This is a genomic window from Streptomyces sp. NPDC059832 (genome assembly GCF_042731715.1).
Taxonomy (GTDB): Bacteria; Actinomycetota; Actinomycetes; order Streptomycetales; family Streptomycetaceae; genus Streptomyces.
The window spans coordinates 1-14,068 of sequence record NZ_JBHWIY010000049.1; the positions used below are offsets into that span (position 1 = coordinate 1).

The 14,068-nt window shown below is 66.5% G+C and carries 12 protein-coding genes and 4 pseudogenes; 7 read left to right on the forward strand and 9 right to left on the reverse strand.

Annotated elements, in window-relative coordinates:
- Both ACFV8T_RS41185 and ACFV8T_RS41190 read right to left on the reverse strand, forming a co-directional pair.
- A pseudogene (locus ACFV8T_RS41185) lies at window positions 1-101 on the reverse strand (IS6 family transposase); the annotation flags it as partial.
- Window positions 102-139: 38 nt separating this feature from the next.
- Entirely contained in the window at window positions 140-703 is a 564-nt protein-coding gene (locus tag ACFV8T_RS41190; protein ID WP_385337955.1) for a peptidoglycan-binding protein, read from the reverse strand.
- A 150-nt stretch (window positions 704-853) separates the two neighbouring features.
- Here ACFV8T_RS41190 and ACFV8T_RS41195 point away from each other — a divergent pair, with 150 nt between their 5' ends.
- The 3 genes and pseudogenes from ACFV8T_RS41195 (at window position 854) to ACFV8T_RS41205 (ending at window position 3,592) form a co-directional block, all read left to right on the forward strand.
- Window positions 854-2,422, forward strand: a complete 1,569-nt coding sequence (locus ACFV8T_RS41195; RefSeq protein WP_385337881.1) for a glycosyltransferase family 39 protein — start codon at window positions 854-856, stop codon at window positions 2,420-2,422.
- A 349-nt stretch (window positions 2,423-2,771) separates the two neighbouring features.
- Window positions 2,772-3,059, forward strand: a pseudogene (locus tag ACFV8T_RS41200) (transcriptional regulator); the annotation flags it as partial.
- Between the two features lie 176 nt (window positions 3,060-3,235).
- Window positions 3,236-3,592, forward strand: coding sequence for a hypothetical protein (locus tag ACFV8T_RS41205; protein WP_385337884.1), 357 nt, complete (start codon window positions 3,236-3,238; stop codon window positions 3,590-3,592).
- Window positions 3,593-3,600: 8 nt separating this feature from the next.
- Here ACFV8T_RS41205 and ACFV8T_RS41210 read toward each other — a convergent pair whose 3' ends face one another.
- Both ACFV8T_RS41210 and ACFV8T_RS41215 read right to left on the reverse strand, forming a co-directional pair.
- Window positions 3,601-3,813 carry a hypothetical protein gene (locus ACFV8T_RS41210; protein WP_385337887.1) on the reverse strand — a complete coding sequence of 71 codons (213 nt, stop codon included), beginning with the start codon at window positions 3,811-3,813 and terminating at the stop codon, window positions 3,601-3,603.
- Window positions 3,814-3,994: 181 nt separating this feature from the next.
- Window positions 3,995-4,843 (reverse strand): IS5 family transposase, encoded by an 849-nt coding sequence (locus ACFV8T_RS41215; protein ID WP_385337890.1) that lies wholly within the window; start codon window positions 4,841-4,843, stop codon window positions 3,995-3,997.
- 318 nt (window positions 4,844-5,161) lie between these two features.
- Between ACFV8T_RS41215 and ACFV8T_RS41220 the strand changes: the two genes are divergently transcribed.
- Complete coding sequence (locus tag ACFV8T_RS41220; RefSeq protein WP_385337957.1) at window positions 5,162-6,388, forward strand: PP2C family protein-serine/threonine phosphatase; 1,227 nt, start codon at window positions 5,162-5,164, stop codon at window positions 6,386-6,388.
- A gap of 352 nt (window positions 6,389-6,740) precedes the next feature.
- Here the strand turns inward: ACFV8T_RS41220 and ACFV8T_RS41225 are convergent, their stop codons facing one another.
- The 4 genes and pseudogenes from ACFV8T_RS41225 to ACFV8T_RS41240 all read right to left on the reverse strand — a co-directional run bounded on the left by ACFV8T_RS41225 (window position 6,741) and on the right by ACFV8T_RS41240 (window position 9,794).
- Window positions 6,741-7,247 carry a GNAT family N-acetyltransferase gene (locus ACFV8T_RS41225; protein WP_385337893.1) on the reverse strand — a complete coding sequence of 169 codons (507 nt, stop codon included), beginning with the start codon at window positions 7,245-7,247 and terminating at the stop codon, window positions 6,741-6,743.
- Window positions 7,222-8,511, reverse strand: coding sequence for a hypothetical protein (locus tag ACFV8T_RS41230; protein WP_385337895.1), 1,290 nt, complete (start codon window positions 8,509-8,511; stop codon window positions 7,222-7,224). Before ACFV8T_RS41230 ends, ACFV8T_RS41225 begins: the two co-directional genes overlap by 26 nt.
- A gap of 126 nt (window positions 8,512-8,637) precedes the next feature.
- Window positions 8,638-8,971: pseudogene (locus ACFV8T_RS41235) on the reverse strand (helix-turn-helix domain-containing protein).
- Between the two features lie 130 nt (window positions 8,972-9,101).
- The gene (locus tag ACFV8T_RS41240) at window positions 9,102-9,794 is read right to left on the reverse strand and encodes a nucleotidyltransferase domain-containing protein (RefSeq protein ID WP_385337898.1); all 693 of its coding nucleotides are present in this window, start codon (window positions 9,792-9,794) and stop codon (window positions 9,102-9,104) included.
- A gap of 242 nt (window positions 9,795-10,036) precedes the next feature.
- On the opposite strand from ACFV8T_RS41240, the gene istA reads away from it, so the two are divergent.
- The 3 genes and pseudogenes from istA (at window position 10,037) to ACFV8T_RS41255 (ending at window position 13,522) form a co-directional block, all read left to right on the forward strand.
- Entirely contained in the window at window positions 10,037-11,674 is a 1,638-nt protein-coding gene (gene istA, locus ACFV8T_RS41245; protein WP_385337960.1) for an IS21 family transposase, read from the forward strand.
- A 23-nt stretch (window positions 11,675-11,697) separates the two neighbouring features.
- Window positions 11,698-11,814 (forward strand): annotated as a pseudogene (locus ACFV8T_RS41250) (AAA family ATPase); the annotation flags it as partial.
- A 478-nt stretch (window positions 11,815-12,292) separates the two neighbouring features.
- Window positions 12,293-13,522, forward strand: coding sequence for an IS110 family transposase (locus tag ACFV8T_RS41255; RefSeq protein ID WP_385337963.1), 1,230 nt, complete (start codon window positions 12,293-12,295; stop codon window positions 13,520-13,522).
- Window positions 13,523-13,528: 6 nt separating this feature from the next.
- Here the strand turns inward: ACFV8T_RS41255 and ACFV8T_RS41260 are convergent, their stop codons facing one another.
- Entirely contained in the window at window positions 13,529-13,987 is a 459-nt protein-coding gene (locus tag ACFV8T_RS41260; RefSeq protein WP_385337901.1) for a hypothetical protein, read from the reverse strand.
- Window positions 13,988-14,068 lie beyond the last annotated feature (81 nt).

The window sequence follows — 14,068 nt, forward strand, 5'->3', positions numbered from 1 at the left end:
TCACGGAAGCTGAGCGGGAAGCGGAAGTACAGCCACACACAGTGCGCGATGATCTCCACCGGGTACCGGTGCCCCTTGTACAACGGCGGCGTATTACCCACGGACAACCCCCTCCACCATGATCAACTCGAAGATCATTTCACCCGATCGGCCAACGTGACAGTGCCCTTGTGAGTTGGTGTTCGGTCTGGAAGTCGGTCACGGCCCGGGTGGTCTCCTGGTCGAAGACTCCGTTCACGCTCACGGGGTGGCTGTGCGCGGTGAGGAGGCGTTGGAGAGCCTGGACCGCGGGGCCTTTGTCACCGTCACGAGCGCTGACGATCAAGGCGTGCCAGGTGTCCGGGCCCACGATGCCATCGCCGACGAGGGAGCGGTCGCGCTGGTAGGAGGTCACGTGCGCGGTGGTCGCGGGGCCGAATTCGGCGTCAACGTCGGTGCGGTACCCGTGAGCCGTGAGCAGGAGCTGGATCGCGGCGACGGTCTCGCCTTCGGCACCGGACTTGACCAGCGGCCAGGTGCGCGATGCGGTGCCGGGCCGGTGTGCTGGCGTCTGTGCCGGGGAGTGGCGCCTTCGGTGTCGCCGACGCCTTCTGTGTCCTCGGTTTTGCTGCCGGTGTCTCGATGGCCTGCCCGCGTCCGACTCCGATGGCTGGTGGTCCGCTCGCTGACGCCGGAATCTAAGGCGGCAAACAGGAGGCTGTATCCGCGCCCGACGGCATTTGGGTGCCCAGTCTGTACTGGAGGACTACGTCCAGTGGCCGAATGCGGGTCCTTCGTAGTTCCTGCGATGGACACTCTGGGTCGTCATCGCAGGTGACGACCCTGATCCCTCCCGACGCCTAGCGTGCTGCAGGTGATCAGGATTGCCCGGCGGATGCCTGGCGTTCCACTCGCCTCCTCCTTCACGCCGAGCCGGGATATTGCCATGCGCAAAATAATCAACGATGCGGCCGGTCCGGCAACGCTCACACTTCTCCTTGGCCTGTGGGGGATCAGGCGTGAGGACAGCATGTGGCGCGACGAGGCGGCGACATGGCAGGTGGCCCACAGAACCGTGCCCGAAATCTGGCACATGCTGGACCGGATCGATGTCGTCCACGGGCTCTACTACCTGTTCATGCACGGTGTGTTCACCGTCTTCGGAGACAACCTCGTCGCCTTACGGATGCCCTCCGTTGTGGCTATGACGGGTGCCGCCGCCCTGGTTACGCTCCTGGGGGCCCGACTGGCCGACAGGTGGACGGGGCTGGCTGCAGGCTTGGGCTTCTCCCTGATCCCTGCGGTCCAGCAGTATGCACAGGAAGGGCGATCGTATGCTCTGGTCGCGGCCTGTGTGGCGCTGGCCAGTTGGCTGCTGGTCGCCGCAGTCGACAGCCCCGGTGTCGGACGCTGGACCGCGTACAGCGCGGCAGTGCTGACAGGAGCGCTGCTCAACTGGTTCTCACTTCTGGTGCTCTTCGCCCACGCGGCAACGACTGCCCTCGCCCGCCCGCCCAGAGCGACCCTCCTGAGATGGGCAGCCGCCTCGTCCGCCGCCGTGATTGCCACGCTGCCCCTCATCCTGGCCAGCACTGCACAATCGGGGCAGATAGCCTGGATCCCCCCAGTCGGCCAGAGCACGCTCCTCGGCCTGCTGCTCACACTGCTCGCGGGCGCGCTCTGCGCATGGCTCGCACGCGCGAGAGAGAATCACCGCACACCCTCCGACGCCAGGCTCTCGCTCACCGCGGTCGCCTTGCCTTTGCTTGCCCTTCCCCAACTCGTGCTGCTCGCCGTCTCCCTGGCCCATCCCATGTACCTGGCCCGCTACGTCCTGTTCAGCCACCTCGGGCTCGCCCTCCTCATCGGCGCAGCGTGCCGGACACTTGCCTGCCGCCTGCGCACACCACCTCACTGGCTGATCCCCACGGTCATGGCCCTCGCCTTTCTCGCACTGCTTCCCGTCGAGACGTCGCTGCGCAGCGCGGCCGGCCGAGTCGACGATGTACTGTCCACGGCCGAGAACGTCGCTGCGGTCCGCGAGACAGGCGACGTGGTGCTGTACATCCCCGCGGCACGTCGTGACACCGCACTTGTCTCACCCGCAGATTTCACCGGAATCCAAGATCTGGCACTGGTACGCGGCCCGCTGGAATCCGGCACCTTAAACGGTACGGAAGCTTCTCCGCAGCAAATAGCGGACGCCATGCTGGCCGCACACCGCATCGTCGTCGTCAGCGACGACAGCGCACCATCCACCTCCACAGATCGCGACCAGGCCAAACAGCGCGTCCTGCAGGCACACTTCGTCCGCTGCTCCGAAACCGACGAACGAGGCCGCCGGGTCACGGTCTACCAGCGCCGCCACACTCGGCCCGATCCACTTGGGCCGCGCGGTGTCGGGCCCTCGACTTCCGGAAAGGTGAGTCCCTGCTCATCATGATCCGGCCTGCCGTGCGTCGTTGCCGTGGGGTGGTGGATCTCAATGGCCGCCGGGCGGTCCGTCCGCCGAAGCGGCCGCCGTCTGTACGTTGACCCAGGTGCTGTCTCCGGGACCCGGTCCGGAGCGGGACGAGTGACATGGCGCGCGGCGACACACCACGACGATGGCGTAGAGGAAATCCGCCGTACCCGATCGGCATATGCCGTCGTGGGCGAGGAGGGTGGAGGGGCGGGTCGTGTCGGCCGTGCAAGCTCCCCCTGCGACCGGCACGACCCCGGCGCTGGGTGCCGGCACGCAGGAAGGTTCCGGTCGGCCACGTCCAGGACACCGACCAGGGACTTGGCAATCACGCCAGGTGCGCCGACAGAACGTCGCCCAGCACCTCCTGCGACGCCTGAACGCCGTCGGCGGAACGCGGGTGGAGATCCACCCGCTCCACCAGTCGCAGGTGCCGCGGCCGCTCCAGCGGATGGTGGAGTACCGTGCGATGAACGTTCGCCGTTGGGACCGCATCGTCGAGGCCTGGGTAGCTGGCGACCACCAGGGTCTGGACGACGCCTGGGAGGACGTCATCGTCGACCTGGGATCCCAGTGGGTCCAGTACGAGTACGTCACCAACATCGGCTTCGCCGCGTAGGCCACCCTGTACGGCGTTCCGAGAGGCCGGTTTGAGGGCTTTTGACCGCGACTTGCCTTGAAGGGCGCTCATCAGCGGTTATTTCGAAGGCGCTGTCCTGCGGGGCGACAGGCGATACTCGTCCTGTGGACTGGTTGGAGCGAGCTCGGGCGGCGGAACAGCTTCAAGAATGGGACGTGGCGATCGCGCTGGTAAGCGCCCACGCCGAGTGCTTCTCAGACGATCCAGACATGCACGACAACCATCTGTGGCACATGGATCTGCTGGCCCGGGCGGAACGGATTCCAGAACTTACGGAGCGCGCCCTCACGGATAGCCACGCACGTCGAAGACTTAACAGATCGCTTCGAGAGCGGGGCATGGAGGCGGCGCTGCGTGACCGCGCCGAAGACGGTGACCGTGGCGCCTTGTACGTCCTTGTTCGACTGCTGTGCGAGACGGGTCGGGTGCAAGAAGCCCAGAAGGTAGTCCAAGACATCGGCCCGGACGACCAGTACGCACACCAGATTGTGGCCAGAGATTGCTGGCCGTAGGTGTCCGGCTATGACTTTCTCGTGAAGTTGCCGGTGTCGACCTCGGTGAGAATGTCGAGCTTGACCAGGCGTTTCAGCTTGGCGCGGGTGCCTTCGACGTTCTTCGGCAGCAGTTCGTGACCCAGGGCTTGGCAGACGTCCCTGGCCCGTAGTGGTCCGGGCGCATGATTGAAGGCGGCGAGGATGCGCGGGTAGTCCGGGTGCTCGGGCAAGTCCGGCACCGCAGTGGGCAGCCGGCGGCGAGGCCGGTGACGGTCGTGCGGGTGATAGCGAGATGTTCCAGCTGGGTCTCGGCCTGCCGTAACCGGTTCTGCAGGCTGTCGATCTGTACGCGGAGGTCGTCGGCCAGGGCCCGGGCGGCGTCTTCCTGGAGGTCCAGGGCGTCGAGCAGGGGCCGGAGGTTCACGCTGCCACCGCCTGCGCCTCGCGCCAGGTGGGGGCGTTCGCGCCCGTGAGGCGCCGGGTCATGACGTGGGTCATCGCCCAGTAGACGCGGGAGACGGAGGAGTCGGAACGGTGCTCGTAGTCACGAACCAGTCGCCGGTGCAGTATCAGGATTCCGTAGGTCTGCTCGACCTTCCACCGCTTCGGCTGCGGCACGAACCCTTTGACCTGCGGGTTGCGTTCGACGATCTCGACATCGATGCCCAGACCGGCGCCGTGCAGGACGACCTGGTTCTTGAAGCCCTGGTCGACCAGGGCTTTGCGGACGCTTCCACCGGCATGCTCGGCAACCTGGTCCAGCAGGAGGATGCCCGCGGCGTTGTCGTGGGCGCTCGCGGCGAGGACGACAACCGCGATGACCAGGCCGAGGACGTCCACGGCCAGACCGCGCTTGCGGCCGGGCACCCGCTTGGCCGGATCATGGCCACTCGTGGCGGCGGGGACCCCGGCGGCAACGTGAACACTCTGGGTGTCCAGGACCACCAGGGTCGGGTCCTCTAACCTGCGGGCACGTTCACGGACCTGACAGCGCAGAAGTTCATGGATGACCTGGTCGGTGCCGTCGTCCCGCCAGGCAGCGAAGTAGTAGTAGGTCGCTCTCTTCTGCGGCAGGTCGTGCGGAAGGTAGGCCCACTGGCAGCCGGTCCGCCCCTGGTAGAGGATCGCGTTCACGGTCTCCCGCATGTCGTAGGCGCCCTGGTGGCCGCTGACCGAGCGATGCCGGCCCTTCCACGCGATGATCACCGGCTCGATCAACGACCACTGCTCGTCCGATAAGTCACTCGGGTACAGCTTGCGTTCACTCACCCGATCACACCACCAGATCACCACCCGTGGACCGGCGGATTCCGCCCCACCGCCACACCATCAGGCGACGGCAGAACCATTCAAAGCCTCACGAACCGCCCACTGAGTGCTGTTTCTGAGTGTTCATGACATGACGACCGGTGGCGTTTCGGTGTTTGCACAGCTCAGAATTCTAACGGAGGGGTTTGGCGAGGTCGGCTGGTCCGTGTCCGGACGGGTCGTAGATTTCTGCGACACGGGTGTGCCGCCCTCTCTGGAGCCACGCTGGTACATATCGTGACAGGGCACGTGATCGACACAGCGTCGCTGACAGGTGGCATCGTGAACACACATGGGATCGACTACGAGGCTGTCTTCCAGGCGCTGCCGAGCGCAGTGGCCCTGTTCACCACAGACCTGGTGTACGTCGACGTCAATGAGGCGTTCCTGAGCGGCATGGGGCGTACCCGTGACCAGGTGGTGGGCCGCTACCTGCCTGACGCCTTTCCCGACGACCCCAAGGACCCCGCGGTGACCGGCATGCGCAAGCTGCAGGCATCGCTGCGGTGGGTGGCTGCCACCGGGCAGCGCGATGCCATGACGCTTCACCGCTATGACGTGGAGTACCCGGACCGGCCCGGGGTGTGGGAGGAGCGGTACTGGAGTCCGGTCAACGTCCCCGTCTTCGGCCCGGACGGGCGGGTGGCGCTGCTGCTGCACCGGGAGGAGGACATCACCGAGCTCATCCGTAGCCGAGGCGGCAAAGACCGGGCGACAGTGCTGGAAGCCGAGCTGTACACCCGGGCCCGGGAGCTGCAGGACGTCAACGAGCGGCTGCGTGAGGCGCACGCCCGCGAACGCGAGGTCGCCCTGAGCCTGCAGGAGGCGATGCTGCCGGCCCCTGTGCCTTTGAGGCATCACCGCGCAGCGGTGCGCTACCGCCCCGCGGCCGGGGTGCTGAACGTGTGCGGGGACTGGTACGAACTCGTCGAGCTGCCTGACGGCCGTATCGCGGTGGCCGTCGGCGACGTCGTCGGCCAGGGGCTGGCCGCCGCCGGCGTCATGGGCCAGCTGCGCAGCGCCCTCACCGCCGCTTCCCTCGTCACCGACGGCCCGGCCCAGGCCCTGGACACTCTCGGTCTGTACGCCCGATCGGTCGACGGCGCGGAGTCGGCCACCGCGGTTCTGTGCGTCGTCGACGGCACCAACCGCACCATCGCCTACAGCAACGCCGGCCATCCTCCACCGGCCCTGCTGTACCCCGACGGCACCGTGGACTTCCTCGACCAGGCCACCGACCCCCCGCTCGGCGCCCGCCCCGAACACAGCCCCCGCCGCCCCCAGGCCGAGGCCGTGTTCACCGAGGGGGCCACCCTTGTGCTGTATACCGACGGGCTGATCGAACGCCGCCATGAGGACATCGATGTCGGCCTGACCCGGCTTGCCGCCTCTCTCGCCCGCCACCAGGGCACCGACCCCGACACGCTCGCCGACACACTTCTGGCCGACCTGACCCCACCTGCCGGCGGCTCCGACGACACCGCCCTGGTCGTCCTTCGCCTGTGACGGAGGCGGCCGCCACGGCGCTCACTGTCAGGTCGTCGCCGGTTCTTCGCCGCGGCCGGCGGATCGCCGAGCAGGCGATCCGCCGGGAGGCCGCCTGGTCGTACGCCACGCCGACGACTGGGTCGAATGGGTGTTGGGTTGGATATCCAGGGCTTCGAGATCATCCCGTTGCCCCTTTGACGTGCATCTGGGTCACACGCCCGGAGTCCCGTGAGTTCAGGGAAACTGAACGGTTCTCGGTGGGAACCCAGGGGTCCGTCGTCGTGCTCCACGGCAGTGGATCCGCGAGTTCGACTCCAACTCGCGACCAAGCCGCTTCGTGGCTTTCCGGATGCACAAGATGGTGAGCGGGCTAGCCAAGAGGACGGCGGTATCGCAACTTGTTCAGGGCGGCTCCGCCAGTGGTGTCTTCCACGGCCGCGCCATCTGCGCGCCAACCGGCGGCCTCATAGAAGCGCCGAGCGCGTTCATTGTCTTCCAGTACCCACAAGGTGGCCTGCGTGTAGTCGGCCTGTCCGAGGGTGGTCAGCGTGGCCAGCATCAACTGCTTTCCGATCCCCGTGCCCCACACCTCCGGCATCGCGTAGAGCGTGCCGATTTCCGCGACGGCGGGCGTCTCCTGAGACGGGCTGAAACCTGCGAACCCCACGATCCCCACCTCGGTCTCGGCTACCAGTACTCCCGAAGTTGGCCACTGTGTCGCTACGATGCGTGTATTCCAGCCGGACTCTTCACGGCTTGGGTCCATGGCATCGAGGTAGTGCTGCGGAACAAGACCGGCAAAGGCCACCTGCCAGGAGCGCACGTAGACGCCAGCGACCGCTGAAGCGTCATCAGGCCATGCCTGTCGAATCTGCATGGCCGTCATTCTTCAAGGCTCCACAGGCCGGGCCAAGTTCTTTTCCTGAGTGGGATGTTGAGCGCTCGGCTGCCTGTTCCAGCAGCGCCCGCGCCGAGTTCGCGTATCGGATCGCGGTCTTCTCGCTGAGGCCGAAGACCTCAGCGAGGTGGAGCGGGTCGGGGCCGTGAGCGAGGGCTTCTTCGAGCTGGCGGTCCATGCGGAGTCGTTCCAGGGCGGCGGTCTGACGGTGCAGTGCTGGCCCGGCGACCGAGCTCTTGCCGATGGGGCCGGTTCCCAGTGCGGTGTGCTTGTTGATCAGTAGGTGCGGATTGGCGGTGTCAGGCCGGCGGCGGCGCCGGAACTCCAGCCATTCCCGGGCGACCTGAAGGGTGAGCTCGTCCAGCCGACGGGTGCGGCCATCGACGGACAGGCGCCGGTTGCCGATGTCGAGGTCGTCGAGTTGGAGGCGGCGGATCGCCGCAGGCCGTGCCGCGTGGACGGCGGCGAGGGCGAGGATCAGCCGGTCGGCGGGATAGGTGACGGCGGCGATGGAACCGTTGATGTGCTCGGGCTCCAGGGGCTGGATGACGCCTTCCTCCCGTTGGCCGACCCGGATGCGGCTGGTCGGGTTCTTGAAGATGGTGCCGTTCTTCTTGGCCCAGTCTCCGACATCGTGGGCGATCCCGGTGGCGAGACCGTTGAGCTTGGACTCCAGCCACAGCTCGAACGACGACGGCCGGTCGTCGAGGAACACGCCGATGTGGTCGAGTACTTCCGTGGCCCGCTCGACGCTCAGGCCGCGCGACCGAAGCACCGGGAAGACTTCCGAGTACCGGACTGCGTCGCCCTCGGCATGGCCGGTCAGGACGATGACCAGGGCTTGGTCGACGTTCAGACGTGTCTTGCGGGGCCAGCCGCGGGCCTCGCCGAGCCGGTGGGCGCTATGCCGGGCCCAGGCCAGCCAGGGATTGCTCCGGCGAGCGTCCTCATCGCTGGCCCTCCGCCCCGTGAGGTCTCGGCGGGCCTCGAACAGCGCGAGCTGGCACCAGACCGCGGACGGAGGGGGTGCAGGGGCCGGATCGGGCCGCCGGGGCCGGCCCCGGCGGTCGTACTTGACTGCCGCTGGCTTGGGGCGCCGGTCCCAGAGTGCCGTCAGTCCGTAGAAGAACAGCTGCTGGTGGCGGAGGTGAGACAGGAAGGACTCCGGTTTGTCGCCAGTCGCGGAGGCCTCCGTTCTCGCCTGGACCCAGCACAGACGGCAGTACCCCTCCCGCAGGGGCACTTGGCGCGTGCAGCCGGCGCACACGTCTACCCTCCAGCGGCTGGCGAACGAGGAACACGTCGAGCACCGCGGCTCGAAGAAACACCCCCAGGACAGGCAATCCGGGCAGGAACTCGGGTCCATAGGTCACATCGGAGGAAGCGACCGACCATCACGGCGGCGAGGAACCACCGCAGGGGCCGGACCCAAGGAGCCGGCGGCCGCTTGCCGGGCATCGGCGTCCTGGCCGGGACGGGTGACTTTCTGCGGTTCGGGGATCAGCAGGTCACCGATCTCACAGCACAGGACGACGCAGATACACGTCCAGGTCCTCCAGCTTGGGGGAGACCGGCTGCCCGGACCACAGCCCGGATATCTTCCCCGCCGATATGACCAACCCATGCTCGGCCAGGCTCCGTTGGAGCTCGGATGCCTTCCAGATGCCCTTGTTCGCGGCGGTCAGCCGCAGGTTCCACCTCATCGGATCAGCCCTTCCAGCCGCTTCGCGGCACGCTCTTGCCCTGCCGCTCAGGCGTCCTCGACCCGGGTCTGCTGCACATGTAATGGTGGAGTCGGGTATTGGAACTGCCCGAATGCCTCTGACGGGATGGTCATGATCGGCATGTCTGGATCAGAGCGGCAAGGACTCCTGCCGGATCGTGCAGAGGGCGGGCGCCGTCGGTGACGACGCGACGTGTGCCAGGGTCGACGGGGTCCGTCTGTGCCCACTCCGGAGAGCCGATGCCGATCTCAAGTTCCAGACCTGAGGCCGTGGCATAGCGTCGTTCGGTGATGGGCCCCCACGATTGCGTTCGGACAAGCTCGCCGAGAGCGAGCTCGTTGGCCCAGGTGCTGTTGAAGTACTGAGCCTGGTCTGTCGTGAGCAGGACGATGTCGATATCGGAGTCAGGCCGCGCGGCATCGCGGGCGAATGAGCCGACAAGTAGCAGGCCGACGATGTCCTGGCGGTTGGCGGCCCAGCGTGTGATGCGGTTGATGATCTCCTGCGTTTCGGCGACTCGTTCCTGGGAGATCTCGGGTTGGTTCGCTGATTGTTCGGCGTGGTGTGTCATGTGGGCTCCTGGGTTTTTTGGACGGCGGCTGATGTCGGCTGCGTAGGCGCCCCAGTCTCCGGCTGCGACTCGCTGCCATTTGACGGCGACGGTGATGTGGATGCCGAGGGTGCGGGCGAGGATCGCGGCGGGCAGTTCGGTGGCGAGCTGGAACAAGGCGGTCGACCGGGTGGCTTTATTCACGAGTAGTGCCGTCAGTTGTTCATGGGTTTGGGAGGCACCCAGATCCACGGTCGGGTGATGTTCACGAGTTTTGGCTCTGGCACAACTTCTGTGGTGGTACGTCGCTCCCGCTCGTACCCGATTCGGGGCGATCTTGCTGACCTGCTGGTTTCCCACGTCTGCCGCGCCGTCCTTGCGATCGACAGGCCGCGATCACAGAAGTTGAGCCAGAACCCGAGTTTTGGCAGCGCTGAGGTACTTGCCAGGGCAGCACGGGGTGCTCCTGGTGAAAGGTCCTGGTCATGCCGCAGATGTCCAAGGTCGAGCTGTACGCGGCGATCCGGCGTGATCACCGTGCTGGCATGAAGATGCGCGAGCTTGAGCGCAAGTACAACGTGTCGTGGCGGACGGTCAAGAAGGCCGTGGACTCCGTCTGGCCAGAGCCCCGCAAGAAGCTGCCGCCGCGGCCGACTGCGCTGGATCCGTACAAGCCGGTGGTCGACGAGATGCTGCGGACGGACCTCGACGCGCCGCGCAAACAGCGGCATACGATCACGCGGATCTTCCACCGGCTCGTCCAGGAGCACGGCGCCGACGTGTCCTACCAGATGGTCCGGCGTTACGTTGCCGACCGGAAGCCGGAGATTCTCGCGGCCTCGGGCAAGGCTCCGGTGGAAGCGTTCGTGCCACAGACCCACCTGCCGGGCCACGAGGCGGAGGTCGACTTCGGCGACGTGACGGTACGCCTGGCCGGCGAGCTGGTGACCTGCTACCTGTTCTCGCTCCGCATGTCCTACTCGGGCAAGGCCGTGCACCGGGTCTTCGCCTCCTGTGGCCAGGAAGCCTTCTTCGAAGGGCACGTGCACGCGCTCCGCACGCTGGGCGGTGTCCCTCGGAGCAAGATCCGCTACGACAATCTGAAGTCGGCCGTCGCCCAGGTGCTGGGGCTCAACCGGGCCAGGGTGGAGACCGACCGATGGATCGCCTTCCGCTCGCACTTCAACATCGAGAGCTTCTACTGCCGCCCCGGCATCGAAGGCGCCCACGAGAAAGGCGGCGTCGAAGGGATGATCGGCTACTTCCGCCGCAACCACTTCACCCCAGTCCCGGAAGTCGACTCCCTCGCCGAACTGAACGAGCTGGTCGACCAGTGGGACCTGCACGACGGGCACCGCCGGATCGGCTCACGGCCCCGGACCGTTGATGAGTACTTCGCCGTCGAACAGCCGCTTCTGATGCCGCTGCCGGAAGAACCGTTCGAGACGGGCCGACTGTTCGCGCCACGGGTCGACCGCTACAGCCAGATCGCCGTCCGCACCAACCGCTACTCGGTCCCGACCCGTCTCATCGGCAAACGGGTGCGCGTCGTCCTGCACGCCTCTCATCTGGTGGTTTACGACAGGAACGTTGAAGTGGCCCGGCACGAGAGGCTGATCGCGAAGGGCAGCTGCCGCCTGGACCTGGACCACTACCTCGAAGCCCTCATCCGTAAGCCGGGGGCCTTCCCCGGTGCCACGGCCCTGGAACAGGCCCGGTCAGCGGGCAAGTTCACCCCGGTCCACGACGCCTGGTGGGCCCAGGCCCGCAAAGTTCACGGCGAGCGGGACGGCACCCGGGCACTGATCGAGGTCCTGCTGCTGAACCGGCACCTCGCCCACGAGCATGTCGTCGCGGGCCTGGCCACCGCGCTGCGGGCCGGCGCCCTGACCGCCGACGCGGTCGCCCTGGAGGCCCGCAAGGCCGCCCAGGCCGAGGACGAGCCGACCGGCGGCACATCCATTCCGGCAGTTTCCGGGCAGACGCCGGCAACCGTCACGTCGCTGCACGAGTGGCGGCTCGCGCACCTTCCGCCGGACACCAGGCCGCTGCCGTCGGTGACCCCCTATGGCCAACTGCTCCGACGCCGCCGCACCAGCGGCAGCGACCACCGTGAGGGAGAAGCACAGTGACCACCCCGCCCCGCCAGCGAGGCTTGACCGAGCAGGCCGCCGACGCCGCGATCGACACCGCCTGCCGCCTCCTGCGGCTGCCCTCGATCCGGCACGAGTTCAACGACATCGCAGACCGGGCGGTCAAGGACCAGATGACCTAATCCGTAGTTAGAGCGGTCTGGTTGGACGCTCAAGTGGTGATGGCCGCGGGGGTGCCAGGTGGGATGCATACGGTTCGGCCTGGCCTTTGAGGCCTACGGACAGACTGGGCACGTCTTGGCGTCCGTGGGCCATCACCACGGCCTGCATGTTGACGCTCGTCGGCGCTGGACGTACGCCTACAGATGACTGGGCTGAGAAGGCCTGGCGGTAGACCGGCGCCGTTCAGCGCTGTCGAGCATCAACACCAGACCTTGCTCGTTCGTTGGTGTTGGTGGGACGAGCCCACCTCATGGTGACCTCTTGATAGGCCTGAGCCGTCTGAGCTCATGCATAGACCGAGGCCCGTGGGGCGAGCTGGTGCCACGAACAGCTACTGAGGTGGCGGACCGGCTGTAGAGGCTGAGTCCTGGGATTAGGTCGCTGCGTGGCCCGCATGAGCTCGTGGACAGGACAGAGCACGGCGGAAGGAAAGCCTTGATCTACTGTGGTATTGACTGGGCCGAACGTACCCATGACGTTGCCTTGGTCGACGACAGCGGCCAGCTCGTCGCCAAACGGCACATCACCGACGATGCCGCCGGCTACCAGGTGCTCCTGGATCTGCTGGCTGAGTACGGCGATACCGAGGAGAGCCCGATCCCGGTCGCGATCGAAACGTCTCGCGGCCTACTGGTCGCAGTACTCCGCACAGGCAGGCGGAAGATATACGCGATCAACCCCATGGCCGCAGCCCGCTATCGCGACCGGCATGCCGTCTCCCGCAAGAAGTCCGACCCCGGCGACGCCCTGGTTCTGGCCAACATCCTCCGCACCGATATGCACGCCCACCGGCCACTGCCGCAGGACAGCGAACTGGCCCGCGCCGTCGCCGTTCTCGCTCGCGCCCAGCAGGATGCCGTCTGGAACCGCCAGCAGATAGCCAACCAGCTCCGTTCGCTCCTACGGGAGTACTACCCTGCGGCTCTCGCAGCTGTTGAATCCTGGAAGAAGGGGCTGTGCAGGCCGGAAGCTCGCGAGCTTCTCCGGCTCGCCCCCACTCCAACACGGGCAGCAAAACTGACTCGCGCGCAGCTTCAGGCCGCCCTCAAACGGGCCGGCCGTCAGCGGGGCATCGAAGCAGAAGTTGAGCGACTCCGCGACATTCTTCGAGCTGACTGGGCTCATCAACCTTGGCTCGTCGAAGATGCGCTCGGCACGCAGATGCTTGCTCTCCTGCTCCAGCTGGAGGCTGCCTCCAAGGCCACTGACGATCTGGAACATGCGGTGGAAGAGGCGTTCCCTCAGCACCCGGACGCTGAGATCATCCTCAGCTTCCCCGGTCTCGGCGTCCAGCTCGGTGCGCGGGTACTGGCCGAGATCGGAGACGATCGTCAACGCTTCGTGGATGCCCGCGGCCTCAAGGCCTACGCTGGCGCCTCACCCATCACGCGCGCCTCAGGAAAGAAATCGAGCGTCACCCGACGGTGGGTGAAGAACGATCGGCTCAACCACGTCGGCTACCTCTGGGCCTTCTCTGCCCCGAACGCATCGCCAGGTGCCAAAGCCCACTACCGCAAGCGTCGTGACCACGGAGACTTGCATGCCTCGGCTCAGAGGAACCTCTTCAACCGCATGATCGGCCAGCTCTACCACTGCCTCCAACACGGGACCCGCTTCGACGAAGCCATCGCCTTCCCCGCGGCAGCCGAGGCTCTCGCGGCATGAAGTCCATCAGCCGTTGACCGCGCGGGACCAGCGTTCCTGGATGGCTACCTGCTTCCGCTCAAGCTCGGCATCCATCACCCGGCTGGTGGCCGTCCCCGGAATCGTGAGCGACCGCCCGCGAACCCTGACGACTCGCAGATCACACCAAACTCTGCTCCGGATCACCCGCCGCCGCGTCTCGATACCGGCGACCTCGCTCCAAGGGATGACTCGCCTGCTGACGAAGGCGTGGAACTCCAATCCCCTTGCGGTCAGGAGGACCCTGCCATAGATCAGATTGACCGTGCCGACGAACGCGACCACAGCGAGGACTCCAAGGCCACTCACAAACCACCATTTGCTCGGCTCGTGCGTGGTCAGGATCATCACCACCATCACACCAGTGAGGGCCAGCGTCACGAGGCCGTTCTGCCACCAAGTTCTCTGGCGGTCAGCAGAGTTGAAGCCGATCCACACGTCAGGCATGTCCATGATGCTATCGACGTCCATTCGAATGATGACCGGCCTGGCTTGACGATTTATGTACCTCAGGTGTCTACCGCGGCT